Origin of the sequence: Microbacterium sp. Root166 (genome assembly GCF_001427145.1) — a bacterium.
Classification (GTDB): domain Bacteria; phylum Actinomycetota; class Actinomycetes; order Actinomycetales; family Microbacteriaceae; genus Microbacterium.
The window spans coordinates 701,562-727,267 of record NZ_LMGL01000001.1; the positions used below are offsets into that span (position 1 = coordinate 701,562).

The 25,706-nt window shown below is 69.4% G+C and carries 22 protein-coding genes; 8 read left to right on the forward strand and 14 right to left on the reverse strand.

Features of this window, described 5'->3' with window-relative positions; translation table 11 throughout:
- Window positions 1–121 precede the first annotated feature (121 nt).
- Window positions 122–418 carry a hypothetical protein gene (locus tag ASD56_RS03125; RefSeq protein WP_055961024.1) on the forward strand — a complete coding sequence of 99 codons (297 nt, stop codon included), beginning with the start codon at window positions 122–124 and terminating at the stop codon, window positions 416–418.
- Between the two features lie 146 nt (window positions 419–564).
- Window positions 565–828 (forward strand): ribbon-helix-helix protein, CopG family, encoded by a 264-nt coding sequence (locus ASD56_RS03130; protein WP_055961026.1) that lies wholly within the window; start codon window positions 565–567, stop codon window positions 826–828.
- A gap of 557 nt (window positions 829–1,385) precedes the next feature.
- On the opposite strand, the gene ASD56_RS03135 is transcribed toward ASD56_RS03130, so the two are convergent.
- Complete coding sequence (locus ASD56_RS03135) at window positions 1,386–1,913, reverse strand: hypothetical protein (RefSeq protein ID WP_055961029.1); 528 nt, start codon at window positions 1,911–1,913, stop codon at window positions 1,386–1,388.
- 532 nt (window positions 1,914–2,445) lie between these two features.
- Window positions 2,446–2,925, reverse strand: coding sequence for a hypothetical protein (locus tag ASD56_RS03140; protein ID WP_055961032.1), 480 nt, complete (start codon window positions 2,923–2,925; stop codon window positions 2,446–2,448).
- 182 nt (window positions 2,926–3,107) lie between these two features.
- On the opposite strand from ASD56_RS03140, the gene ASD56_RS03145 reads away from it, so the two are divergent.
- Entirely contained in the window at window positions 3,108–3,599 is a 492-nt protein-coding gene (locus tag ASD56_RS03145; RefSeq protein ID WP_157535743.1) for a hypothetical protein, read from the forward strand.
- 206 nt (window positions 3,600–3,805) lie between these two features.
- On the opposite strand, the gene ASD56_RS03150 is transcribed toward ASD56_RS03145, so the two are convergent.
- The 5 genes from ASD56_RS03150 to ASD56_RS03170 all read right to left on the reverse strand — a co-directional run bounded on the left by ASD56_RS03150 (window position 3,806) and on the right by ASD56_RS03170 (window position 8,032).
- Window positions 3,806–4,615, reverse strand: a complete 810-nt coding sequence (locus tag ASD56_RS03150) for a hypothetical protein (protein WP_055961040.1) — start codon at window positions 4,613–4,615, stop codon at window positions 3,806–3,808.
- 249 nt (window positions 4,616–4,864) lie between these two features.
- Window positions 4,865–5,263, reverse strand: coding sequence for a suppressor of fused domain protein (locus tag ASD56_RS16615; RefSeq protein ID WP_055961044.1), 399 nt, complete (start codon window positions 5,261–5,263; stop codon window positions 4,865–4,867).
- 193 nt (window positions 5,264–5,456) lie between these two features.
- Entirely contained in the window at window positions 5,457–6,290 is an 834-nt protein-coding gene (locus ASD56_RS15935; protein ID WP_162249503.1) for a phosphotransferase, read from the reverse strand.
- Window positions 6,291–6,404: 114 nt separating this feature from the next.
- Window positions 6,405–6,902 carry a recombinase family protein gene (locus ASD56_RS03165; protein WP_235565573.1) on the reverse strand — a complete coding sequence of 166 codons (498 nt, stop codon included), beginning with the start codon at window positions 6,900–6,902 and terminating at the stop codon, window positions 6,405–6,407.
- Window positions 6,903–7,060: 158 nt separating this feature from the next.
- Window positions 7,061–8,032, reverse strand: a complete 972-nt coding sequence (locus ASD56_RS03170; RefSeq protein WP_055961049.1) for a LacI family DNA-binding transcriptional regulator — start codon at window positions 8,030–8,032, stop codon at window positions 7,061–7,063.
- 84 nt (window positions 8,033–8,116) lie between these two features.
- Here ASD56_RS03170 and galT point away from each other — a divergent pair, with 84 nt between their 5' ends.
- The 3 genes from galT (at window position 8,117) to ASD56_RS03185 (ending at window position 11,439) form a co-directional block, all read left to right on the forward strand.
- Window positions 8,117–9,286 (forward strand): galactose-1-phosphate uridylyltransferase, encoded by a 1,170-nt coding sequence (gene galT, locus ASD56_RS03175; protein WP_055961051.1) that lies wholly within the window; start codon window positions 8,117–8,119, stop codon window positions 9,284–9,286.
- A complete protein-coding gene (galK, locus tag ASD56_RS03180; RefSeq protein WP_055961053.1) occupies window positions 9,283–10,476 on the forward strand; it encodes a galactokinase in 1,194 nt (397 codons plus the stop codon). The genes galT and galK overlap by 4 nt, the downstream gene beginning before the upstream one ends.
- 126 nt (window positions 10,477–10,602) lie before the next feature.
- Entirely contained in the window at window positions 10,603–11,439 is an 837-nt protein-coding gene (locus ASD56_RS03185; RefSeq protein ID WP_055961056.1) for an alpha/beta fold hydrolase, read from the forward strand.
- A 151-nt stretch (window positions 11,440–11,590) separates the two neighbouring features.
- On the opposite strand, the gene ASD56_RS16330 is transcribed toward ASD56_RS03185, so the two are convergent.
- The 3 genes from ASD56_RS16330 to ASD56_RS03200 form a co-directional block, all read right to left on the reverse strand.
- Window positions 11,591–14,671: a lamin tail domain-containing protein gene (locus ASD56_RS16330; RefSeq protein ID WP_055961059.1), complete on the reverse strand. Its 3,081-nt coding sequence runs from the start codon at window positions 14,669–14,671 to the stop codon at window positions 11,591–11,593.
- 172 nt (window positions 14,672–14,843) lie between these two features.
- Complete coding sequence (locus tag ASD56_RS03195; RefSeq protein WP_055961062.1) at window positions 14,844–17,144, reverse strand: glycoside hydrolase family 3 C-terminal domain-containing protein; 2,301 nt, start codon at window positions 17,142–17,144, stop codon at window positions 14,844–14,846.
- 47 nt (window positions 17,145–17,191) lie between these two features.
- On the reverse strand, window positions 17,192–18,511 hold the full coding sequence (locus ASD56_RS03200; RefSeq protein WP_055961064.1) for an MFS transporter: 1,320 nt from the start codon (window positions 18,509–18,511) through the stop codon (window positions 17,192–17,194).
- Window positions 18,512–18,612: 101 nt separating this feature from the next.
- Here ASD56_RS03200 and ASD56_RS03205 point away from each other — a divergent pair, with 101 nt between their 5' ends.
- Both ASD56_RS03205 and ASD56_RS03210 read left to right on the forward strand, forming a co-directional pair.
- Window positions 18,613–19,275 (forward strand): TetR/AcrR family transcriptional regulator, encoded by a 663-nt coding sequence (locus ASD56_RS03205; protein WP_055961067.1) that lies wholly within the window; start codon window positions 18,613–18,615, stop codon window positions 19,273–19,275.
- Complete coding sequence (locus tag ASD56_RS03210) at window positions 19,259–20,803, forward strand: carboxylesterase/lipase family protein (protein WP_055961070.1); 1,545 nt, start codon at window positions 19,259–19,261, stop codon at window positions 20,801–20,803. Before ASD56_RS03205 ends, ASD56_RS03210 begins: the two co-directional genes overlap by 17 nt.
- A gap of 112 nt (window positions 20,804–20,915) precedes the next feature.
- Here ASD56_RS03210 and ASD56_RS03215 read toward each other — a convergent pair whose 3' ends face one another.
- The 4 genes from ASD56_RS03215 to ASD56_RS03230 form a co-directional block, all read right to left on the reverse strand.
- Window positions 20,916–21,902: an LLM class F420-dependent oxidoreductase gene (locus ASD56_RS03215; protein ID WP_055961074.1), complete on the reverse strand. Its 987-nt coding sequence runs from the start codon at window positions 21,900–21,902 to the stop codon at window positions 20,916–20,918.
- Window positions 21,903–21,911: 9 nt separating this feature from the next.
- The gene (locus ASD56_RS03220) at window positions 21,912–22,808 is read right to left on the reverse strand and encodes a DNA-methyltransferase (RefSeq protein ID WP_157535745.1); all 897 of its coding nucleotides are present in this window, start codon (window positions 22,806–22,808) and stop codon (window positions 21,912–21,914) included.
- Window positions 22,805–23,854, reverse strand: a complete 1,050-nt coding sequence (locus tag ASD56_RS03225; RefSeq protein WP_055961077.1) for a lipoate--protein ligase family protein — start codon at window positions 23,852–23,854, stop codon at window positions 22,805–22,807. Before ASD56_RS03225 ends, ASD56_RS03220 begins: the two co-directional genes overlap by 4 nt.
- Window positions 23,855–23,988: 134 nt before the next feature.
- Window positions 23,989–25,560 (reverse strand): glycoside hydrolase family 6 protein, encoded by a 1,572-nt coding sequence (locus tag ASD56_RS03230; protein ID WP_082541222.1) that lies wholly within the window; start codon window positions 25,558–25,560, stop codon window positions 23,989–23,991.
- Window positions 25,561–25,706: the final 146 nt, after the last annotated feature.

The window sequence follows — 25,706 nt, forward strand, 5'->3', positions numbered from 1 at the left end:
TGCCGCGATCGGGTTAGCGGCACTCGCCCTCGCGTCCTGCACAGCGTCGCCCACACCCCAGGCTTCGTCGCCGGCTTCGGTCGCGACACCCGCTGGAACGACCCCGGGTGCTACAACCGAGGTGACCGGTGCGGAAGTGGCCGCCCACGTCGCGGCGATGCTGGAGGCCGACAGTCTCGAGGATGCGTGTCTGAACGACGACATCGGTTGGGCGTGCAATGTTGTGGAGATAGTTCCGCTCACTCCGACCGATATCGAAGTGGTGGTCACCGCGCCAGCTGATGGCATCCACCCTGCCGGTATCGCCATGGGTTTCAAGAACTTCACCGCCGGAGGCGAGAACTCGCCCCTTCCCGATCTGAAGACGGTGATCGTTCTGGACGAATCAGGTGCAGAGATCTACCGCGCTACGGAATGACATCAGCGTGCGCGACGAACCATGCGCGAGCGAGCGCCGACGCGGTAGTCCGCGAACGACGACAACTGTCGGTCCGCCGCGGATGTCAAACCACTGGAGCGCGGATGCGCGTAGACCGTCCAGGAATTTCGTAAGACGATTACGTCATGAGTACCGGGGATACCATCAACGGCGTGCCGATCTCGGAGGAGCAGATCGCAGCGTGGGCTGCCGAAGCTGAGGCCGGCTACGACGTCGAGGCCCTCAAGCGTCGCGGTCGAGGCCGCCCCGGCCGTGGCGCCGAACCGGCGCAGGTTATCGCGCTGCGGCTGACGCCGGAAGAACTCGCCGCGCTCGATGCTCGCGCCGCGCAGGAGCACAAATCGCGGTCAGAGCTGATCCGCGAAGCCATCGCGGCATACGCCGCGTAAAGATTCACGACTCCGCGCTCAAGCACGGCATCCTGCCCGAGGACATCATCCAAGCCGCATCCTGGCCGCTATGGATCAGGTTTGGCCCATCCACTGATGGCCCTGAATGTCTCTGACGTAGTCGCCGTCGTATTGGTGAACAGTTGTTGACGTGGCCCCACTCGTCCTGCTCGATCGCTTCGACATTTTCGTCGGGGAAGAACTCGGCCGCTGCGAGCTCCAGTGCCTGGGCTTCTGCTTTTGGCCTCGAGGTGGGTGAGCTCGGTGTTAGCCGGACGGGGTAGAGAGCATCCGACCAGGAGCACCGTCAGGGGGAGCCCGATGGCGACCGCGGCAAGGGGATGCTTCATGCAGCCAATCATGGCGTGGGCGCATTCCCCAGCTTGAATACCTGTCGTCTGAAAGGATCCCAGACCGCTGAGCATCGCTTCATGTGGGGCTCGCACACTGCTGGTTCGATCGCAGGTTGCTCCCGGGTGACTACCCGGGCGGGCTAGCACTGCCACCACGGCCCTTCGTCCGGCTGACGAGGTACGACAATCGACCCGTTCCGCAGGTCACTCGTCCGTGTCTGGGTCCTTCGCGCAGTTGGAGAACGTGAGCACGTCGATGATCGGCTCACCAGTGTCGTGGTCAGTCACTGACGTGACCGAGACAACGAGGCCGGACTCGACGTGGCGCAGGTCCACGTACGGGATGTCGGTGATCGGGTCCGTGTCTGTCTGGTCGACGTAGTCATCGCCAAGAGCGGCGGGGAGGCCATCGATGAAAGCTTCGCCGTCGAATCCCTCCGGCATCCGGAAACCCCAGTGCCCGGTGTAGGTCACCCCCGCCGTGTCACTGCTACCCGGTTTGAACATATCGCCGCAGGTGAGGAGCGAGCCTTTGCCCCAGTCTCGTGTTGTCGCCGCGGACAGGAGCTCGGCGACCGGTTCCATGACTGCGTGCGCCTCTGCTTTGACCGTCGACAGGTCAGGGAGCGGCGGCGCAGTGAGTGCCCTGATACCGGCGATGCCGCCTAGCAAGACGGCTGTTCCGGCAAGGATGAGTCCGACCTGTATGACAGGCTTCAGGGGTTTGCGCATGGTAATCCGTCGAGCGTATCTGCATGAGCGGGCCACATCCGCGTCGGGGACGGCGCCCTCGGTATTTCACGTTCCTGGGTTGCCGAGACGTGCGCCAGCTGACTAGCTCGGATGCTCGCGGCAGGATCCAGATCAGTGCTTATGCTCCGCGAGGACCTCCGCCCTCATTCAGTAGTCGAGTATCACTTGGCGGTGGGCTCCGCTGTGGGCGCTGCTCGCATCGGTTGCCAGCTGGGTGCTCCCGCAGCTGCTGTTCACTCTCACCGCACGCCTCGGCGGGACATTCATCGACGTGGGTTGTGCTTCGCGCGCTGGGTTTCCTCGCGGGCACCCTCGGGCTCGGCATTGTGGCCCTCGTGCTTGCTTCTCGTGTGCGAAGCCGCGACGTGGAAGTGCTCCGCTCAGCCTGACCTGCACTCGTTCACGGCGACGAACTCCTCGCCCGGTTCAGGATTGTCGTGCGTGCCCACTGATTCTCCCCGGGCTCATCGTTCAACGGGTAGGAAGATTCGGCTGGCGGGAGCCACGCGAGTCAGGGCTCGGTGGACACCATGGGGCTGTCGGGGGATGCGAACGTGTCTGCGTCACCCGCGGCATACTCAATGCTCATTACAACTCCCGCGCGCTGCGAACCGACAATTTCCGCAACACGGTCGCTCAACTCAAGGCGTCGGGGGTCATCGACAGCGAGCGACAGTCCCGTTTCTGCCCATTCGCTACACCACGGCACCTTGTACTCCTGCGGGTGGAGCACGAACGAGTCGCTTTCCCATGAGAGCTCGAGTACTTCGTTGATCGCGGTGGCGAAGTCGTCGAGGATCGGTTCGCATTCTGCGCCCTCGGCGTAGTCGCCCCACTGGATGCACCCAGACAGAACGGCCGCGCCGCCGATGACAAGGGCGGACGCCAAGAGACGTGTTGCACGCACACCGGCAAATGTAGCCCGTCGCGCCGTCCGTCGCGTCCTAAGCACGCCATCAAGGGTGCGGTCATCGCCGGAGACCGCGATCACTCACCGATCCTCCTGAGTACAGACCTCATCGCGATCCGAGGGGAGTGGCGGTCGCTGGTAGCGTTCGGCGGGGCGGCGCTACCGTCTAAGCGTGAGCGCGCTCCGGTGCCGAGTAGCGTGCGGACGAGCTGAGACATGAGCACGCATTCGCGCGTGTGACGGAATGGCGGGGTGGACACTGCATGAGCGGTTCTGGCGTTACTGAGATGGCCGGCCCTGTTTTTGGCTTCACGATCGCATCGCTGATGTTCTGGCTCGGAGTGGGATTTCTGCCGTTCACCACGCAGGTGGCGATGTGGTTCCGCGCGCGACTGCAGGCAGACCCGGTGGTGGGCTCAATGGGCGGCAAGGCCGCGGCCGAGAACATGACTCCTGGCCAAGTGGTGCTCTTCTCAATCGGGGCGATTGTCATCGGCTCGATCATCTTGTGGAACGTGGGTCGTTCGATCAGTGAGGATCTCGCCAGCTCGGGCATCCAAGCGGCACCCCTACTTCTTCTGATGATCTTCGCTGGGTCCGCAGGCGTCGTCGGTGGCGTCGTGCTTGCGCGCCTTGGCGCGACCACTCAGGCACGCGGACGGAGCTGGATGGTGCCCGTAGGGATCATCCTGGCGATCGTCGGCTTGGCAGCATCGATCTCTGCGATCGGCATGGTGCTCGGGGCTGCTGGATAGCAAGCCGCCCGGGATTGTCTGTACTCGATGCTGAGAGCCGAATCGGCAGGCTCGGCCCGCAGGGCGATCCTCTCGCGGGCAGTGAACTATCTATGTTCGTGAACCGCTTGCCGTGGCAACTTTGCGTGGCGTTGGCTGTTGCGCGGGCCCCAGCGGCGTTGTGGGGTCAGCGGTTGATTGCGCTGACATCCCGTTTCTTGGCCGGGCTAGTCGCCATCTTCGAGGTCGTACCGGTGAAAGTACCAGGCGCGTTCGTCGTCCAAGCGGTGCTCGCCGACGCGGACGCCGCGTTCCCATTCGTAGCTGCGTCCGGCATGCACGTCCGATCGTCGACGCTGAAGGCCAGGCAGTGCCCACTCCAGGTCGATCATGCTCGGTGTCATCCGTTTGCGGTGGGACTCAAGCGTCCACAGGTCCATCTCCTCTACCCACGTCATCCCGAGCAGGGGTGAGTAGTCCAGTTGATCGGGGACGAGGGAGAGGTCGAGTCGGGCCAGGTGGCGGAGATTGAGAAGGAACTCATAGGAGTCGGCATGCTGCCGTTTCTCAGCACCGCCACCGAGTTTCAGCTGCCGCAGATTTGTCAACGCGCCTACGGCGGAGTAGTCGTGAACCCGCCAAGCGCCACCAACCTGGAGCGACTCGAGCTGGGTAAGAGGGCGGAGCGGCTCAAGCGTTGTAACGGAGGTCGCCGACTCCAGTTCGAGTTCGAGAAGTTCACTCATACCTGCCAACACGGTGAGGTCGTCGTACACGCCCCAGCTGACCGCGAGACGTCGCAACTGGGTTTGGGTTGCCAGAGAGTTGAAGAGTCGCTTGGGCATTCGCATCGGGAAGGCGAGGTCCCAGATGTCCGTGGGACCGGCTGCGAAGAACTCGGACCAGTCGTCGAGGAGCCGGGCTTGCTGACGATCCGTGAAGCCGTGCATTTGCGACGCGCCGATCGCAACTGTGGTCTGGCCCGCGTACTCTTCCGGCCGTTCGAGTACGACAACACCACGGCGCTGAACGCTCATTCAGCCAGGCGCCTGCTCAGGCGGCATCGCAGCAGTTCGCCGGACGATGCGATGGGGTGCACAGCAACGGATCCTACTGAAATGCACCAGCCGAGTTGCAGCTTCTGCCCAAACTTGGTCCTGGCGAAGCGCAGTGCGAAACGGGATCCACCATCGTGCGCAGAAGCCGTTGAGCCCGAGGGCCGATCCGTCTGCCAGATCGCTGCGCAGGTCGAGCTTCGACGCTATTGAGGTATGAAGGTTATGGCCTCACACGGCTGAAGCTCGATCGATTTGCCAGTAGCGCAGACCGACTTCGTCGAATCTAGTCTCGAGCGCCTCGAGACCGGAGGAAACTTTCCACGTGCGCTCGGCTCCTGTTATCGGCAAGAGCCAAAGGAAGTCGACATGGCGGTCGCCGACGTGGCAGGTCTGAAGATCGCCGCCGAAGGGGTATGGCAACGAGATCAAGAAGTGGTCGCAGCTCGAGCCCGGCAACCACGGCTCACCAATTGGCACTGTGTGACCGAGCCCGAGTTTGCCTGCGCGGTTGTAGTAGACCGCCATAGCGAGGAGCTCAATTGCCCGGTCCTCGGGTTGTGCCGTGCAGAGGATGAACTCAATACCGAAGTTCTCGTTTGAAGTCTGCGCCCAACCGCCGATCGACACATAGATCCAGAGATCGGCGGCCGAGGAAGGGGAAGGAGCGCCTGATCACGTGGAAGTGCGGGTTTTGCTCCATGATCGGGCCGGCGGGCCAGTCGAATCGCTCGACTTTCCGTCCCTCGAAGAACAGCCGAACGTGCGACTCCAGGACGCCACAGGTATCGTCACACGGTGGAAAGTCGGCCACATCGGGAGCCTAGTTGCCCGACCTGTTGTTGCGCGCCGCGGGCCCGGTGACCGTGCGATCCCGCTCGCGATAGATGAGTAGTTCCTGCACGTGGTCCGCTTGAGCCTCGATCGTGCCGCGCGGATTCCGTGCGAAGGCGCCGTTGCCGGGCAGGAGCATCGTCAGCCAGAAGATCGCCCAGAGCAGGCGGTAGTCCTCGAAGCGGTTCGTCTCTTCGCCTGACAATCCGACTGCCGCTACCAGACCTTGCGGGTCGTACACCGATGCCATCCGGCTGGCGATGTGCTCGACGTGATCCGCGAGCTCGAAGGCCGGTTCAGTGAGGCCGCCGTCCTCGAAGTCCACCAACCGGCAGTTCGTTCCGTCCCAGAGCACATTGGCCGGGTTCAGATCGGCAATTCCCATCGCGGTCAGCCTCGGAAGCGGAACAGCGTCAGAGGTTGCCAGATGCGCACTCGCACCGTCGATCGCTCGGCGAACGAGATCAGGGTCCACGCACTCGCGCAGGTCGCTGGGTCGCGCAACTGCGTCCCGCAGGGCGTCCGCGATCACGGTGGGGCCGAACCGGCGCTCGGGCAGCCCGGCTTCCTTGATCCAGGCTAGTGGGACGGCGTAGACGCGGCGCAACGTCCGACCTAGTGCCTCGATCTGTTCATCGGTCGCCGGCTCGAGCGGCAAGGGATCGCCGACTAAGCGTTCCATCACCACCACGGGAGCATCGCCGTCGAACTCACGGCTGATCGGGCGTGGGGCAATACCGGGGGCGTGGGTCGCCAACAGCGACAGACACTTCCACTCGCGATCCGCCTCGGCGTCATCCCAACTCACGAAGGTCTTGCGCACGCGTGACCCAGAGAGGATGAGCCCATGGGTGTGTCTCTGCACCAGTCGAACCTATCGCCGCGCACGTGACTGCTTCATATCGATGGATACAGTTGCCGGTCGCTAAGCGGTCCTTCAGCGCACCTCCTGCGCGGCCCTTTCCCGGGCGGCGACCTCCTCGCGCGTGCGGCGCAAGAGCTCGCGGTAGACCGTGGCCCGGGAGACGCTGAAGAGCTCGGCGATCTCGGACTGCGTGTACCGCCCGCCGTCGTGCAGCTCGAGCAGGTGGGCTCGCTGGGTCTTGGATAGCTTCGGCGGCTTGCCCTTCAGACGCCCCTTCGCCCGCGCGACGGCCATGCCCTCGCGGGTGCGCATGCTGATCAAGTCGGCCTCGAACTCGGCGACCATCCCGAGCACATTGAAGAGCAGCCGACCCACCGGGTCGGTCGGGTCGTACCTGCTGCCTCCGAGACTCAATGCCACTCCCTTCGCAGTGAGCTCATCGGCGATGTCTCGCGCGTCGCGCAGCGAACGCGCGAGGCGGTCCAGCTTCGTCACGACGAGTGTGTCGCCGCTTCGCACGGCCGCGAGCGCTTCTCGCAGCCCGGGTCGCGCGCGGTTCGTACCCGTCATCCCGTGGTCGACGTAGACGGGCACGAACGGCACGGACTTGCGTGGGTCGCGAATGCTCGAATGGCTGGTCAGCGCCGCTTTGCGCGCATACCCAGCCCGCTGAAGATGCACGCCGAGGTGCCCCATCCGCGAGGCGAACGACGGCGCGCGAAGTCGCGTCAGCCGACCCGCGGCCCAGTGCTCTCGCGCACCACCAGCCGGCACGGCACCGACTCGATGCCCGAGCCCGTCGTCGACTCGATCGCCTCGACGACCCTGGCGACGGCCCGTTCGCCCAGCGCATCGAAATCCTGGCGCACCGTCGTCAGCGGCGGGCGATAGTCGCTCGCATCCGCGACGTCATCGAACCCGACCACGCTCACGTCGCCTGGCACGTCCGCACCCGACTCGGCGAGCGCACGCAGCAGACCCAACGCCATCTGGTCGTTCGCGCAGAACACCGCCGTCGCCGCGGCCGAGCGCAGCGCCTCGCCGGCGCGGAATCCGGATGCCGCAGACCAGTCGCCGCGGATCACCTCCGGCACCGTCGCCCCGGCCGCGGCGAGCGCCTCGCGCCAGCCCCGCTCGCGCTCGGCAGCCGCGAACGAACCGGCCGGGCCGGCCACGTGCCACACCGTCTCATGGCCGAGTCCGAGGAGGTGCTCGACTGCAGCCCGTGCGCCATCAGCGTGGGCGGACTGCACGATCGCGAAGCGGTCGTCGGGATCGGAGTCGACCACCACGAGCCGCAGTCCGGCCGGGATCGACGCCCCGCGCGCGGCCGTGGTCGCTTCGTTCAGCACGACGGCGCCGTCCACCCCCTGGTCGACCAGCCGGGTGAACGCGGCCGAGACATCGCCCCGCTCGCACAGGGTGACGACAGTGAGCGCATAGCCCCGGGCGGACGCGGCATCCGCCACCGCTTGCAGCATGCGGGAGTTGCCGACCGTCGCGAGCGTCGACACCAGCAGCCCGATGGTCTGAGTACGCCCGGTGCGCAGCGCCCGCGCGGCGCGGTGCGGACGGTAGCCGAGCTGCGCCATCGCGGCCTCGACGCGAGACCGAGTGCCGGGATCGACACGCGGACTGCCGTTCACGACCCGAGAGACCGTCTGCCCCGAGACGCCTGACAGGGCCGCGACGTCGGCCATCGATACCCGCCGCTCCATGTCCGATCCCTTCGCCCAGCCTCAATCCATGTTGACGTTACCACGCACGGTTGCTACCGTGTTGACGTGAACACATCTTTGGTCGAAGAGCTGGGCGCCGGCGTCGTCAAGCGATCCACGCGCCTCGCCGACGGTCGCGAGCTGATCTACTACGACGACCCGGGCACCACGCTGGGCGCCGACCGAGCGATCGACGCCCGCGAGCTCGCACCTCGCCCCGAGACTGCGACAATGCGCCGCGACGTGCTCACCGGCGACTGGGTCTCGATTGCGGCAGCCCGCCAGAACCGCGCCTTCCTGCCGCCCGCGCATCTCGACCCGCTCTCGCCGCAGACGCCGACGAATCCGTCCGAGATCCCGTCGCGCTACGACGTCGCGGTGTTCGAGAACAAGTCGCCCTCGTTCGGCCCCGCTCTGCGCCAGGCTCACGGGGACGCCCCGGCAGCGCTCGATGCTCCGAGCGACCTCGACGATCTCGACGCCCCCGGCCTCGGCCGCACGCGCACCTCTGTCGGCCGCTGCGAGGTCGTGTGCTTCAGCCCCGAGCACGAGGGCTCGTTCGGCTCGCTGACCCCCACCCGGGCGCGCACCGTCATCGAAGCGTGGGCCGACCGCACCGCCGCGCTCTCGGCACTGCCCGGGGTCGAGCAGGTCTTCCCGTTCGAGAACCGCGGCGAGGCGATCGGTGTGACCCTGCCTCACCCGCACGGACAGATCTACTCCTACCCGTACATCACCCCGCGCACCACGACGCTGCTCACGTCGATCGACCGCGAAGGACCCGACCTGTTCGCGCGGATCCTCGACTTCGAGCGCGCCTCCGAGCGCGTGATCCTCCAGGGCGAACACTGGACGGCCTTCGTCCCCTTCGCCGCGCGCTGGCCGCTCGAGGTGCACCTGCTCCCCCACCGTCACGTCGCCGACCTCGCCGAGACCTCCGCGGACGAGCGAGACGAGCTCGCACCCCTGTACCTGCGCCTCCTGCGCGGCATCGACGCCGTCTACGACAGCCCCACCCCCTACATCGCCGCGTGGCACCAGGCCCCGGTGAACCGCGGTCGCGACACCGTCCGGCTGCACCTCCAGCTGACCTCGCCCCGGCGCGCCGCCGACAAGCTGAAGTTCCTCGCCGGCTCGGAAGCGGCGATGGGCGCCTGGATCGGCGACGTTCCGCCCGAGGCCGCCGCCGCCCGACTGCGCGAAGCCGTCATGTCGATCCCCGAGGAGTCCCTGTGACCGACACCGCCCACGTCTCCACCGCCGATGTCGCCCGCTCGCTGTTCATCGAGCGCTTCGGCGCCGAGCCCGTCGGCACGTGGTCGGCTCCCGGTCGGGTGAACCTGATCGGCGAGCACACCGACTACAACGACGGGTTCGTGCTGCCCTTCGCGATCCAGCACCGCACCCACGTCGCACTCGCCCCCCGCGAAGACGGCCGCATCCGGGTCGCGTCGACCTTCGACGACGCCGCAGTCGAGCTCGCACTCGACGAGCTCGACGGCCTCTTCCCGGGCCGGCGCGACGAGGTGCCCGAGTGGGCGCGCTACCCGCTGGGCGTCGCCTGGGCGCTGCTCGCGGCATCCGGTGCGAATCCCGCCGATGCCACCGGCGTGGACCTCGCCTTCGCGTCCAGCGTGCCGATCGGCGCCGGCCTGTCGTCGTCAGCGGCGATCGAGGGAGCCACGGCCGTCGCTCTGGCCGAGACCTGGGGTCTCTCGCTCGACCGGGTCGCCCTGGCCCAGGCAGGCCGTCGTGCCGAGAACGAGGCCGTCGGCGCGCCCACCGGCATCATGGACCAGATGGCGGCCCTCCTCGGTCGCGCCGACGCGGCGATCTTCCTCGACTGCCGCTCGCTCGAGACCCAGGTCGTCGACCTCGGCTTCGCTCAGGCGGGCCTCGAGGTCGTCGTGATCGACACCGGCGTCAAGCACTCCCACGCCACCGGCGGCTACGGGGAACGCCGTGCGGCCTGCGAGCGCGGCGCCGCGGCCCTGGGCGTCCCGGCGCTGCGCGACGTCACGGTGGACGACCTCGAGCGCCTCGCGGGCCTCGTCGACGACGTCACCTTCCGCCGCGTCCGCCATGTCGTGACCGAGAACGAGCGTGTGATCGAGACGGTCCGCACGCTGAGCGAGCAGGGCCCGACCGCGATCGGCGAGCTGCTCGTCGCCTCGCACGCGTCCATGCGCGACGACTTCGAGATCTCGGTGCCCGAGCTCGACACCGCGGTCGAGGCGGCGCTGTCGGCCGGCGCCGTCGGTGCGCGCATGACCGGCGGCGGCTTCGGCGGCGCCGCGATCGCGCTCGTCGCGCGAGACAGGGTCGAGCAGGTCCGAGATGCCGCGATAGCCGCGTTCTCGGCATCCGGATTCACCGCCCCGACCGTCTTCACCGTCGTGCCGTCCGCGGGGGCCGGGCGCGACTGAGCGCCTTCACCGAACCCGGGAATTCACCGACGCCTCATCGTCAACCCCTGGCGGGATCCGGATGCCCCGGCCTACGTTCGATCGTGGGCCGGGGCATCCGATTCTCGTGCCCGGAAGGAGCGTCCCGTGGCGTACATCACCGTCGGCACCGAGAACTCGGCTGACATCGAGCTCTACTACACCGATCAGGGGTCGGGTCAGCCCGTCGTGCTGATCCACGGCTTCCCGCTGAACGGCGAGTCGTGGGGCAAGCAGCAGGCGGCGCTTCTGGATGCCGGCTACCGCGTGATCGCGTACGACCGGCGCGGCTTCGGCGCCTCGTCGGCCGCCGGCGAGGGCTACGACTACGACACGTTCGCCGCGGACCTGCACGCGCTCATGGAGGACCTCGATCTGAAGGAGGCCGTGCTCGTCGGGTTCTCGATGGGCACCGGGGAGGTCGCGCGCTACCTCTCGCGCTACGGCAGCGCGCGCGTCGCCAAGGCGGCGTTCCTCGGCTCGCTCGAGCCGTACCTGCTGAAGACCGAGGACAACCCCGAGGGCGCGGGCCCGCAGGAGTTCTTCGACGGGATCGCCGCCGACGTGCGCGCCGACCGCTACGCCTTCGTCCGGGGATTCTTCAAGGACTTCTACAACCTCGATGACACCCTCGGCTCGCGCATCTCGCAGGAGGCCGTCGACGCCAGCGTCGAGGTCGCGAACCGGGCGAGCAACGCCGGCATCTCGGCCGCGCCGCTCACGTGGCCGACCGACTTCCGCGGCGACATCAAGTCCGTCGACGTCCCCGCGCTCATCCTGCACGGCACCGCCGACAACATCCTGCCGATCGACGCCACGGCCCGGCGGTTCCGCGAGATGCTGCCCGACGCCACCTATGTCGAGCTCGAAGGCGCGCCGCACGGCCTGCTGTGGACCCACGGCGATGAGGTCAACGAGGCGCTGCTCGCGTTCCTGCGGGCGTAGCCTCCGCCGATTCACCGAGAATCACCCTGGCGCCTGAGAAACGCGGCGTCGCCCGCAGTCTCAGGCGAGAAACGCATTCTCACGAGGGTGAGCCCCTTCAGAGACGACGGATGCCCCGGCCACGCGGGCCGGGGCATCCGTCGTTCCCAGATCAGACGCGGGCTGTCCGGCGCCGCACGACCAGGGCAGCCCCGACCAGCACGAGCGCGGTCGCCCCGAGCAGAGTCCCCATCACGGCGCCGGAGTCACCGCCCGTCGCGGCGAGCGCCCGCGTGACGGAGAGGTCGGTCCACCCGATGACGTTGCCCTCGGCATCCAGGACCACGAGGCGGTGCGCTCCCGGCTGGACCCCCGCCGGAAGGACCACCGTGACGGTCCCGTCGGCCGCGACGACGTGCGATCCGAGCGAGATCGGCGTGGAGTGCAGCCAGACCCAGACCGTGCGGCCGGCGTGCTGCGTGCCGACGTAGACGGTGACGCGCTGTCCCGCGGTGGCCGAGTCGGCGGCGTCGACCGAGCCGCGCGTCGCGGGGGTGAGCTGCGCGTCGGCCACCGGTCCGGGCGCACCCGTCCCCGGGGTCACAGGCGAGGTCGGCGTCGGCGTCGGCGTACCCGGACCGCCGGTCGCCTCGCACGGCAGTGTGCCCGAGCGCAGCGAGAAGCCGTCGGTGTCGGCGTCGTCGGCGTAGAACGTCGGCTTGGCGCCGGCCGTGCATACCGCGTCGTCCGCCACTGCGAACCCCTCATTGGCGACGTTGGCCGCGTTCGCCGGCCGCTCGAACACGTGCGTCGCGGCGAAGGCACCGGTCGGCCCGTCGAGCTCGTAGAACGCGATCCGGCCGTCGCAGGCCTCGTCGCACACCACCCAGAGCCCGCCGCGATCGGCGTCGTACTGCACATCGGCGACGAGCGCGAACGTGGTCGCGATCGTGGCGAGGCGGGCGAACGTGCCGTCGGCCATCAGCGCGTACGCATAGACGGATGCCGTGCCCTCCACGCCCACGAAGAACAGGCCGCCGCCGTGGCCGGGGTAGTCGGCCGGGTCGTAGGCGCTGCCCGTCACGGCGTCGACGAAGCCGTCGGCGGTGAGTGCGGCATCCGGAACCCACGTGATGCCCTCGAGGCCCGCGTTCGCCCCGAGACCGGGGAAGTCGGCGGCCAGGTTCCATTCGTGGATCGCTGTCAGCTCGGTCGCCGCGCCACTCGCGTCGAAGCGCAGCACCGCCGGGCGACTGAGCGAGCTGGCGTCGTTGTTGCGCTCGGTCGAGACGTAGACACCGTTCGCCGAGTCCCCGCCGGCGACGGTCACGCCCTCGGCGTCGACCGCACCGGTGCCGCCGGGGTAGCGCAGCGTCTTGCCCGCCGCCCATCCGTCGGCAGTGGCCGGCGCCCAGTCGCCCGCACCGCCGGCGACCAGCTTGTAGAGCAGACCGTCGCCATTCTGCACCGCCCACAGCGTGCCGAGCGCGGCCGAGCCGGACGGCTCGTAGTCGAGGCCGCTCAGGTCGCCCGAGAAGGTGTCCTCGGAGTCGAGTACGCGGACGTCGGGCGATCCCGGCCATGCCTCGTCGATGACGACGCCGGCGCACAGGTTCTGCGTGCCCTTCGTCGCGCCGGTGGTCGCCTCGAAGGCGCCCTTCGGGTCGGGGCAGCGGCCGTAGGTCTGCGCGGCGTGCGCGTTCCACGAGTGCGAGTCGAGCAGAGACGTGCCGTCGGCGGCGAACAGCCGCACCGCGTCCGCTCCGCCCAGCCCGTAGCCCAGGGCGTCGACGATGAAGTACGCCCCGGCGGCGATGGTGGTGCCGGCAGGAACGACGTACGCGTGGTCGACCTCGCTGTCGCGGATCACCAGACCCGAGGCATCCACCGCACTCGTGCCGACGTTGACCAGCTCGACCCAGTCCTCGCCGCCGTCGGCGGGCTGGCTCTCGACCTCGTTGATCACGACAGGCAGCGCACAGTTGTTCGGCCCGCCCTTGGTCGACACGGTCGTCGTGGCGAAGGCGCCGGTGCCGTCGGGGCATCGACCGTACGACACGGCCGAATGGATGCCCCATCTGTAGGTCGCGAGTTCGGTCACGCCGTCGGGCAGGTACAGGTGCACTTCGTCGGCGTTGCCGAGTCCGAAGTCGAAGCCGGCCGGGTTCGATCCGCTGGCCTGATCGATGACGAGGAAACCGCCGGGCGCAATGATCGAGCCGGCCGGAAGCGCCCACGGGACGCGCGTCGCGTCGTTGTCGCGGAACAGCGCGCCGGAGAGGTCGACCGGGGCAGCGCCCACGTTGAAGACCTCGACCCAGTCGGTGTCGTCGCCGTTGCTTTCGACCTCGTTCACCACGATCGACGCGGCCGCGACGGGCGGGGTGCAGTCGTTCACGGCGCCCTTCGTCGTCGCTGCGGTCACGTCGAACGCGCCGACGCCGTCGGGGCAGCGGCCGTACGTGGTGGCCGCGTGCGTGGTCCACGAGTAGGCGTCGATCGCGGTGCCTGCTGCGTCGGTCAGGCGGACCGAGTCCGCACCCCCGAGTCCGAACCCGAGGTCCGCTCCCTCGATCACGAGGCGCGCGCCACCCGCGAGCGCGGTGCCGGCCGGGATCGAGTACACGTGCGTGTCGTCGTTGTCGAGCACCCGAAGGCCCGAGAGGTCGACGGTGACCTTGGCGGTGTTGATGAGCTCGACCCAGTCGCCCGGCGTTCCGGCATCCGATTCGATCTCGTTGATCACGACCGCGTCGGCCGCGTCGAGCGTGCACACGTTCGCCGCGCCCTTCGACGCCGCCACCGTCGTGACGAAGGCGCCGGTGCCGTCGGGGCAGCGGCCCGCGCTCGGCGACGGGTGCGCCGTCCAGCTGTGCGCGTCGAGCAGCGTCGCCCCGTCGGCGGCGAACACGCGCGCCGAGTCGGCGGCGCCGAGCCCGAACCCATCGGCGCCGACATTCGTGTCGATGGCGTAGAAGGCACCGGCCGCGAGGATCGTGCCGGCGGGAACCATGGCGATGTGCGTGTCGTCGTTGTCCTTGACCTGGAACCCCGAGATGTCGGCCGGCTCGGTGCCTGCGTTCGTCAGCTCGATCCAGTCGGCGGCCGTCTCGACCTCGTTCACGACGATGAGCGGCGGCTCGGCCGCGTGGGCCGGTGCGGCCACGAGGGACGGCACGACGACGACCGCGAGGGCGGCGAGCGCGGCCGGGAGGGCGCGCAGGCGCGCGCGGACGGGCGAGGGAGAAGGCATCGGGTGTGCACCTTGCTGTGGGGGCGGAACGATCCCCGCCAGCGTCTCGGCCCCCGGCGACGGGCAGGTGAACGACGGATGGCCGCCCGGCCCCGCGGCGGTTACCGGCCGATGCGCCGAGCGCGGACACGACGGATGCCCCGGCCGCGCGGGCCGGGGCATCCGTCGCTCTTCACTGCTGCTGCGGGGCGTTCGCCATCGCGATGAGGCCGTCGATCATCTCCGGGTTGATCGCGCCGTTGGAGTCACCGGCGGCGAACATGCCGGCCCGGCCGATCGGGAACGACTCCATCATCTTCGAGGCGTCGACGCCCTCGGGCATGATCGCCTCGACGCCCTCCATTCCGCCCATCATCTGGGCGATCGCAGCCTGCACCATCTGCCCGACCACCGGGTGGGCCATCACCTCGCCGATCGACGACGTGCGCGACAGCGGCAGCACGATCGGGTCGCCGTCGACGGCCACCGTGACGGACGAGCGGATGTCGCGGCTCGACGCCGCGACGTCGACGACGTACTCGCCGCCCTCGACGACCCAGGCGTCGAGACGGATGTCCCAGTAGGCGAGGTCGCTGCGGCGCACCGTGAGCGCGACCTCGCGCGTCTCGCCCGGCTCGAGGGCGACCGACGCGAACGCCTTGAGCTCGCGGGCGGGCCGGTGGATCTTCCCCTCCGGCACCGACGTGTACACCTGCACGACCTCGCGGCCGGCGCGGTCACCGGTGTTGGTCACTGCGACGAGCACCTCGAGGTCGCCGTCCGCGTTCACCGAGGCCGCGGCATCCCCGTAGGCGAACGTCGTGTACGACAGGCCGTGGCCGAACGGGTACGCGACGTCCATGCGGCGCGCGTCGTACCAGCGGTAGCCCACGAACAGTCCCTCGCCGTAGCGGACGTGCGAGAACTCGCCGGGGAAGTCGAGGAACGCGGGGGTGTCCTCGAGGCGGCGCGGGATGGTCTCGGTCAGCTTCGCCGAGGGGTTCACGACGCCGAAGAGCACGTCGGCGGTGGCGCCGCCGCCGGCCTGGCCGAGCAACCACCCCTCGAGGATCGCCGGTACCCGATCGGCGAACGGCAGCGCCACGACGCCGCCGTTCGAGAGCACCACGACCACGATCGGGTTGACCTCGAGCACGGCGTCGAGCAGGGCCAGCTGCTCGGCCGGCAGGTCGATGTCGGTGCGGTCGTAGCCCTCGGACTCCAGGCGCGCGGGCAGTCCGAGGAACACGACGGCCACCTCGGCAGCGGATGCCGCGGCCACCGCCTCGTCGCGGAGCGACGCCGTCTGCTCGGGCTCGACGTGCGGCGCGACGCTGAAGCCCTGGGCGTACGCGACGTCTCCGGCGGCGAGCGCGCGGATCTCGTCGAGCGCGGAGTCGACCCGCGTCGGGTTGATCATCGACGACCCGGCGCCCTGGTAGCGCGGCTTCGCGGCGAACTCGCCGAGCACGGCGATGCGGGCGTCGCGGGCGAGCGGCAGAGCGCCGTCGTCGTTCTTGAGCAGCACGATCGAACGGCCCGCCGCCTCCCGCGCGAGCCCATGGTGGGCGTCGACGTCGAGGGGACCTTCGACGGCCCCGGCGCCGGCCTGCGCCTTGCGCACGAGGTCCAGGATCCGGCCGGCCGCGGCATCCACCACCGACTCGTCGAGCGAGCCGTCCTGCACCGCCGCGACGATCTGGGCATCGGTGACGCCGTTCGACGACGGCATCTCGAGGTCCATGCCCGCGGCGAGGCCGGGAACGCGCTCGTTGACGGCACCCCAGTCCGAGACCACGACGCCGTCGAAGCCCCACTCGTCGCGCAGCACGCTGGTCAGCAGCCACGGGTCCTCCGACGCGTAGACGCCGTTGATGCGGTTGTACGAGCACATCACCGTCCACGGCTGGGCGTCCTCGACGACCCGCTGGAAGCCGCGCAGATAGATCTCGCGCAGCGGCCGGGCGTCGACGTCGGACGAGGACCGCATGCGGTCGTCCTCCTGGTTGTTCGCCGCGAAGTGCTTCAGCGAGGTGCCCACGCCCTTCGATTGGATGCCGCGCACCAGCGCCGCCCCCAGCACGCCGGAGACGATCGGGTCCTCCGACAGGTACTCGAAGTTGCGGCCGCACAGCGGCGAGCGCTTGATGTTGATGCCGGGACCGAGCAGCACCGCGACCTTCTCGATCGACGTCTCGGTGCCGAGCGCCTCGCCGACGCGCTGCACGAGCTCGACGTCCCACGACGAGCCGAGTCCGACCGCGGGCGGGAAGCACGTGGCGGGCACGCTGTCGCCGATGCCGAGGTGGTCGCCGCCCTCACGCTGCTTGCGCAGGCCGTGCGGGCCGTCGGTGACCATGATGCTCGGGATGCCGGCGCGCTCGACGGGCTTGGTGTACCAGAAGCTCGCGCCGCTCGTGAGGGACGCCTTCTCTTCGAGCGTGAGGTCGGTGACGGATGCCGGGAGCACGGCGGTGGTCGTGGTGTCGGTCATGGGGTCATCCTTTCGTGGATGGGGTCGGTGGTGGAGGTGCCCGTGGATCAGCGGCTGGACTTGATGGGCCACACCGCGAAGGCGCCGAGGATGCTGAGCACGATGCCGACCGGGAACAGCCCGATGTAGCCGACGCCGAGCACGATGCCGCCGGCGACGGCCGGAGCGAGGGTCTGCGGCAGGGTCGCGGCGATGTTCACGACGCCGAGGTCCTTCGCGAAGGACTTCGCCGACGGCAGCACCTGGCTCATGAGCGCGGTGTCGACGGCCTGGAACATGCCGAAGCCGAAGCCCGAGATGAAGGTCATGAGCATCCACGCCTCGATCGTCGGCGAGACCATCGGGATGATCATGGCCAGCCCGACGAACACCGACGATCCGAAGATGAACGGCTTGCGGCGGCCGATGCGGTCCGACAGCGGGCCGGAGATGATCGTCGAGATCAGGATGCCGACGAGGCTCAGCAGCCCGAGGATCGGGATGACGGTGGCCGGATCCTCGACGCCGAGGTAGTCGGTGAGGATGAAGAACTGGTACCCGGTGACGGCGAAGTAGCCCGTGTACAGGAGCAGCCGGCCGGTGAACGCCCAGAAGAAGTCGGGGTGCTTGACCGGGTTGACCCAGAACGTGCGCAGGAAGTCGACGAGCCGGAACGGCTCGGGCTGGATGCGGACACTGGAGTGGTCGGGGTTGAAGATCACGAACAGCGTCAGGGTGACCAGCGAGATGACGGCGAAGATGATGTACCCCGCCGCGATGCTGTTCAGGAACATCGACCCGATGATCGAGCCGCCGAGCGCGCCGACCATCAGGCCGATGCCCGAGAGCGCGGCGAAGGTGCCACGGCGGGCGAGCGGCACGCGGTCGGGCATGACGGCGCTGAGCGGACCCTGCGCGAAGTTGTACGAGATCTGCACGAGCGTCCAGGCGATGACCATGCCCACGAGCGAGTCGGCGAAGGCGAGGCCCGTGAGCGCGAGGCCGCCGGCGAGGCTGCCGAGGACGATCCAGGGCGCGCGGCGGCCGAACCGCGAGCGGGTGCGGTCCGAGAGCTGACCGGCGATGGGCTGGGCGAGGATCGACGCGAACGAGCCGATCGTCGTGACGATGAGCAGGTTGACGACCTTGTTCGGCTCGTCGAACTCGGTGATCTGGGCGGGCAACAGGATGCCCGGGACGGCGCCCCAGATGAGGAAGATGCCGAGGTTGGCGGGGACGATCCACCACAGCAGGCGTCGGAGGCCCTTGATCGGCGCGGGCGGATCATCGTTGCCGGCAGCGGTCGCGATGAAGGTGTTCTCGGTCATCGGGGCGCCGGGCTGCGCCTCGGGCTGCGTGGCCAGGGTGGGTTCTGACGGCGTCGTCATGGTGTCGTCCTGTCGTGTGGGAGGCGCTCCTCATCGAGCGCAGCAAAACCATATGCCACTCGGTATTGAGAAATCAAGCGTCATTCGGGTTTACTGTCCCCATGGTCGAAAGCCGCAGGGAACGCAGGGGTTCGTACGCGAAGGGCGTGGCGAAGCGCGAGGAGATCCTCGAGCGCGCGCTCGACGTGATCGCGCGTGAGGGCTACCAGGGGGCCTCGGTGAAAGAGCTCGCGGATGCCGTCGGCCTCAGCCAGGCCGGACTCCTCCACTACTTCGACAGCAAGGAGGACCTCTTCACGGCGATCCTCCGCAAGCGCGACGAGGTCGACTCGGCGGGGTTCGGCCTCGCCGACGACGACCGCACGATTTCGGGCGAGGAGCTGCGCGGGGGTTACGTCGGACTCGTCCGCCACAACGCCGACGTCCCCGGCCTGGTGCAGCTCTTCGCACGCCTGTCGGTCGACGCCGCCGACCCCGACCATGCCGCGCACGAGTACTTCGTCTCGCGCGGCCAGAGCCTGCGCGAGGTCTTCTCCACCGCGATCGCCGCGCAGCAGGCCGCCGGGCGGATCACCGCCGCCATCGATCCCACGACCCTCGCCCGGATCTTCCAGGCCGTGACGGACGGGCTGCAGGTGCAGTGGATGCTCGAGCCCGACGTCGACATGGCAGGAACGGTCGACGCACTCTTCGACGCGCTCGACCCGGCGCGGGCCGGCACAGACCCCGAACGAAAGGCGGCACCTCGTGGCGCAGCATCCTGACGGCCCCGTCGTCACCATCACAGCAGGTGACGTCCGCGGATTCTGGCGCGGCGAGCCGGGCACGCGCGAGCGCTCGGCGGCGTTCCTCGGCATCCCGTTCGCGCAGGCGCCCGTCGGCGCGCTGCGCTTCGCGGCGCCGGTGCCGCCGGAGCCGTGGAGCGGCGTGCGCGATGCCGTGGACTTCGGCGCGACCGCGAACCGCCACGACCCGGGCGACACGCTGATCCCCGAGCCCGTGGTCCCGGGCGAGGCGACCCTGAACGTCAACGTCTTCACCGCGGTGCCCGGCGAGCGCGAGGCCCGCCTGCCCGTGCTCGTCTGGATCCACGGCGGCGGCTACACCGCCGGGTCGCCCGCGAGCCCCTGGTACGACGGCCGGGCCTTCAACCGCGACGGCGTCGTCACCGTCTCGATCTCGTACCGGCTCGGCTTCGACGGATTCGGGCACATCGCCGGCGCTCCCTCGAACCGCGCAGTGCGCGACTGGCTCGCCGGGCTCGAGTGGGTGCGCGAGAACATCGAGGCCTTCGGCGGCGACCCCGGGCGCGTGACCATCGCAGGCCAGTCGGCCGGCGGCGGCGCCGTGCTCACGCTGCTCGGGATGCCGTCGGCGCAGCACCTCTTCCACTCGGCGTGGGCGGCGTCGGCCGCGCTCGCGGACGTTGCTCCGGAGCGCGCGCGGACGCTGTCGGCCAAGCTCGCCAACCTCGCCGGCGTCGCGCCGACGCGGGACGGCTTCGCGTCGGTAACTGAGGAGACCCTCCACGAGCTGCAGGAGAAGGCCCTCTCGGGTGACGGCGGCGATCCGCTCGACGGCGTCCTGTCGCTGCTGCAGGACGGTCTGCCGCTCGGCCCCGAGGTCGACGGCGACCTGCTCGCCCGGCCGACCCTCGACTCGCTCCGGGCCGGCGTCGGCGCCGACAAGCCGCTCGTTCTGGGCGCGACCGACGACGAGTTCACGATGATCACCGACTCCGCGCAGGCCAAGCTGCGGTTCATCCCCGCGAGCCTGGCGCTGGCGAAGCTGCAGCTGGCCCGGGCTCCTCGCCGGGCGTACCTCGCCGCGAACACCGCGCAGCGCCGCAAGGGCACCGCCGCGATGCTCGGGCGATACGCCACCGACGTGGTGTTCCGCCGGACCGTCGTGCGAGTGGCCGAGGCCCGTCGCCAGGCTGCGGCGGACGCCGAACTGGGCGCGGCGCCGGCCGCGGCATCCGCAATCGCTCCGACGTGGGCGTACCGGTTCTCGTGGCCGTCGCCGACCCGGCGCTGGGCACTCCACTGCCTCGACGTTCCGTTCTTCTTCGACTGCCTCGACGGCCCGCGCGTCGGGGTCATCGCCGGCGATGCCCCGCCGCGGCGCCTGGCCGACGCCGTGCACGGCGCGGCGGTGTCGTTCATGCGCGCCGGTGACCCCGGCTGGCCGGACTGGGCCCCGAACCCCGGCACGACCCGGGTGTTCGGCGGCGACGCTTCGCGCCCCGACGTCATGCCCGACGGCTACGCCTCGGTCGCCGCGCTCGTCTGACCCCGCCCGCCCGCAGTGAGAATTACCTCTCCGCCCGAGAACCCCGGCGTCGCCGCGAGTCTCAGGCGCCAGGGTGAGTCTCACGGAGCGCCGGGCAGGGTCGGCCGGCGGGCTACGCCAGCGCGGCGATGACCTCGCGCTCGAACAGCTGCACGCCCGACCGGTCGTACGCGGCCTCGGGGAAGTAGTGGATCGCGTAGCCGAGCCCGTGCTTCTCGCGCTCGGCGAGCCGCTCGGCCACCTGCTCGACCGACCCGAAGGCGGGCGACGCGAGGTAGTCCTGCTCGATGGCGTCCGCGCGCTCCTGCCCGACATGCGGCAGCAGGCGCGCCTTCACGGCGGCGAGGCGATCGGATGCCTCGGCCTCGGTCTCGCCGACGATGGTGTTGAAGTTGGCGGACCTCGTGATCGAGCCGAAGTCGCGGCCGAGGGCGTCGCAGTGGCCGCGCAGGATCTCGCTCTTGCGGTCCCAGACCTCGAGCGTGCCGTTGAAGTTCGTGTACGCGGCGTACTTGGCCGCGATCTTGAGCGTGACCTTCTCGCCGCCGCCGGCGATCCACAGCGGGATCCCGCCCTCCTGCAGCGGAAGCGGCCGCACGATCGCACCGTCGACCTGGTAGTGCTTGCCGTCGAGGGTGGCGCTGCCTGTCGTCCACGCCTGGTGCATGATGTCCACGCCCTCGCGCAGCATCCCGAGCCGGTCTCGCACCTCCGGGAAGCCGTAGCCGTACGCACGCCACTCGTGCTCGTACCAGCCGCCGCCGATGCCCATCTCGGTGCGGCCGCCGGAGATCGCGTCCACGGTCGCGGCGACCTTCGCGAGGTAGGCGGGGTTGCGGTAGGCCATGCAGGTGCACATCTGCCCGAGGCGGATGCGGCTGGTCGAGGCGGCGAAGGCGCTCATCAGGGTCCAGGCCTCGTGCGTCGCCTCCTCCGACGGCACCGGAGTCGTGTGGAAGTGGTCGTAGACCCAGAGCGACTCCCACGGTCCCTCGTCGGCGAGCTGGGCGAGGGTCGCCATCACCCGCCACTGATCGGCGTCGTCGATGCCGACGAGATCGAATCGCCAGCCCTGGGGGATGAAGGTTCCGAAGCGCATCCCCCCAGCCTAAGAGGGTGCCTGCTCCCCGGCTCGGAAGACGGCGGCGTGAGGCATCCGTTCGGTCATCACGGCGATCGCGGCGGGGTTGTCGTCGACGAGCACGGCGTCGCGGCCGAGCGCCGAAGCGACAGCGCCGGTGGTGCCGCTGCCGGCGAAGAAGTCGAGCACCCGGTCGCCCGGCCGTGAGGAGGCCTGGACGATCCGGCGCAGGATGCCCTCGGGCTTCTGCGTCGGGTACCCGGTCTTCTCGCGCCCGGTCGTCGGCACGATCGTGTGCCACCAGACGTCGGTGGGGAGCTTGCCGCGCGCGGCCTTCTCGGGCGTGACGAGCCCGGGCGCCATGTACGGCTCGCGGTCCACGGCCTCGGAGTCGAACCAGTACCGGTCCGGATTCTTCACGTACACCAGGATCGTGTCGTGCTTCGTGGGCCACCGCTTGCGCGTCTTCGCGCCGTAGTCGTACGCCCAGATCAGCTCATTGAGGAAGCGGTCGCGGCCGACGAGCGCGTCGAGCAGCACCTTGGCGTAGTGCGCCTCGCGGTAGTCGAGGTGCAGGTAGAGCGTGCCGTCGTCGGCGAGCAGCCGCCACGCCTCGAGCAGCCGCGGCTCGAGGAAGCCCCAGTAGTCGTCGAACGTGTCGCCGTAGGCGCGCAGGTCTCCGCGCAGCCGCTCGTACTCGCGGCCGTGGAATCCCTTGCGGATCACGGCGTTCGTCGCGGGATCATCCCCCGGCGCGCGGGCGGTCTCGAGCGCGCGCTCCTGGCGCCGCCCGGTGTTGAACGGCGGGTCGAGGTAGATCAGCGTGAACGACCCGTCGTCGAAGCCGCGGAGCACCTCGAGGTTGTCGCCCTGGTGGATTTCGACGGAACCGGATGCCGCGGCATCCCGTCTCTCGTCCGTCACGGCACGCGACGCAGCCAGGCGTCGGTCTCGAACTTCGAGGCCACGAGTGCTTCCGCCTCGGCGTATTCCTCTTCGGTGATATTGCCGGGGACGGCACCGTACAGCTTCGCGAAGGTGTCCTTGAAGCGCTCGATGATCTCCTCGCGCGGCAGTCCGGTCTGGCGCCGCAGCGGATCGACCCGCTTGGCGGCCGAGACGGTGCCCTTGTCGCTGAGCTTCTCTCGCCCGATGCGCAGCACCTCGGTCATCATCTGACCGTCCATGTCGTAGCTGAGCGTCGCGTGGTGCAGCACGCCGCCGTTGGCGAGGCGCTTCTGGGCTGCTCCGCCGATCTTGCCCTGCGGTGAGGCGATGTCGTTGAGCGGCTGGTAGGTGGCCTCGATTCCGAGCGAGCGCAGCGCCTGCAGCACCCAGTCGTCGAGGAAGGCGTAGGAATCGGCGAAGGTGAGGCCCGCGACGAGGGATGCCGGGACGTACAGCGAGTACGTCACTATCGAGTTCGCCGCCATGAGCATGGCGCCGCCGCCCGAGATGCGCCGCACGACGTCGAAGCCGTGGCGGGCCGCGCCCTCGGGGTCGACCTCGTTGCGCAGCGACTGGAACGACCCGATGACGACGGCGGACTCGTTCCACTCCCACAGCCGCAGCGTCGGCCGCCGCCGCCCGTCGCCGACGCGCGTGGTCAGCACCTCGTCGAGCGCGAGGTTCATGCGCGGCGAGACCGGCGCCTCGTGCACGATCTCCCAGTCGAAGTCGCGCCAGCCGGGCGCGGTGACGAGGGCGCGGCGCACGGCGGTGCCGACGGCCTCGGGCGTGAAGCCCAGCAGCTGCGCGCCCTCGGGCAGCGCCGCGCGGACGGCCGTCGCGATCGCCGTGACGTCGGCCTCGATCGGCAGGCCGTTGACGGCCGCGTCGATGTCATCGAGCGCCGAGTCCGGCTCGAGGAAGAAGTCGCCCGCGAGGTGGAAGTCCGCGATGCGGCCGTCGCGCTCCTCGAGGTCGACGACGACCAGCTTTCCTCCGGGCACCTTGTATTCGCCGTGCATGGGTTCAGCCTAGGCGGCGCCGCCGCCGCCCCGGCCCGCACCCTCGGTCGTTGAGCGAGCGGAGCGAGACGAAACGCCCGGACTACCCAGCGCGTTTCGTCTCGCTCGTTCCTCGCTCGCTCAACGACCGGTCGTCAGGAGGTGCAGGCCTTTCCGTTCAGGTGGAACTGCCACGGCTCGGTCACGGCGCCCGTGACCTGCAGGAGCGCATTCGGTGCGTTGCCGGGCCGCGCGTTCGCCGTCACCGTGACCGTCGCACCGTCCTGCGCGAACGTTCCGCGAGTGGCCTTGCGCACGACCTGGCCGTCCGGGAACGCGAACTCCAGGCTGCCGGGCGCCGAGGTGCGGATCTTCGCCGCGAAACCGTCGCCCGAGGCATCGGCATCCCATTCGACGTGGCAGTCGAGCGCCGCGATCGGCGGGTTCGCCAGGGCGATGAGCTCGCGCGCCTGCTCGACGAACCACTGGCCGGCGGCCGGGTCCTCCATGCCGCGCTCGGGATCGAGCGGGCCCTCGGTGCCGCGGAAGCACTTGCCGTCCGACTCGCCGGGCACCTTGATCCACAGGTAGGCGTCGACCAGCGGCGTGCCGGTCTCGGTCGACGGGCGCAGTCCCAGGCCGCGGTCCGGCGGGTTGCACCAGTCCTCGTGCGCCGGGTACACGCCCGCCGGGTACTGCCACGGGCCGAGTCCGTTGCGGCTCGTGTCGATCACGAACTTGGTGGTCGGCTCGACGCCGCCGAGGATCGACGCGTACCGCGAGTCGACCCCGGCGGTGTTCAGCGTGGGGTCGGCGTTGCCCGAGCTCCACTCGCCGTACTGCGACATGGCGCCGCCCTGCCAGTCGGTGGCCGGGCCGCCGTTCCAGTACTGGTTGCCGCACGAGCCGTAGTCGCCGGGGTTGACCTCGGTGACGTAGGCGATGCAGGACGAGATCCAGGTGCCGAAGTACGTCGAGTTCGCCGTGAACTGGTAGTTCGAGGCGTTCAGGAAGAACCCGTCCGCACGCTGCACGCCGCCCTTGAGGAGGCGGTCGGTGATCTCGCCGACGTTCAGCCAGCTCGCGCCGGTGCCGTCGAGGTAGACCGAGGTGCTCGCCAGCGCGCCGAGTGCGTCGACCGCGTGATTGAGCTGCGTGTAGCGGTCGCTCGCGGCGGTGGCGGCGGGCACCTCTGCGGGCTGGCACCACTCGAGGTTGCCGTCGAGGGTCGTGTAGTGGGGGATGATCCCGAGTCCGTCGGGCTCGAGGATCACGGTCGCCGCGCGGTCGCCGATGCCGGCCGCGAACCCGTCGATCCACGCTTTGTACTCGGCGGTGCCGAGGGCGCCGCCCGCGGAGTACTGGGCGCAGTCACGGAACGGCAGGTTGTACGCCACGAGGACGGGCATCTTCCCCTTCGCGTCGGCCGCGTCGACCACGGCGTCGACGGCGGCTTCGACCTCGGCCGGGGTGCCCGAGGTGAACCAGTCCGCCGAGGGGATGGATCCGAGCAGCTGGGCGTCCGCCCGCGCCTGCCCGGTCAGCGATTGAGCCGCCTCGAGCGTGGTGCTCCAGGGGTTGAGGTAGAGGTCCGAGCCGGCGAGGTCGCCCTCTTCCGCAGTGGCGGCGGAAGCCGACAAAGGGATCGCGATGGCCGCAGCCAGAGCGGCGACGGCGCCGAGGGCCACAACCCTCCGGCGCGACGAACGGGGGGATGGATAGGTCATGGGGGAATCTGCTCCTTGGGTCATCGTCGACCGACACCCGCGACATCGTTGCCGGGGCCGACAGTCGTGGGAGCGCTCCCACGACAGTCACTGGTGACAGGATGACGCAACCCGCCGTCGGCGTCAATGGAGAAAGGCCGGGGCGG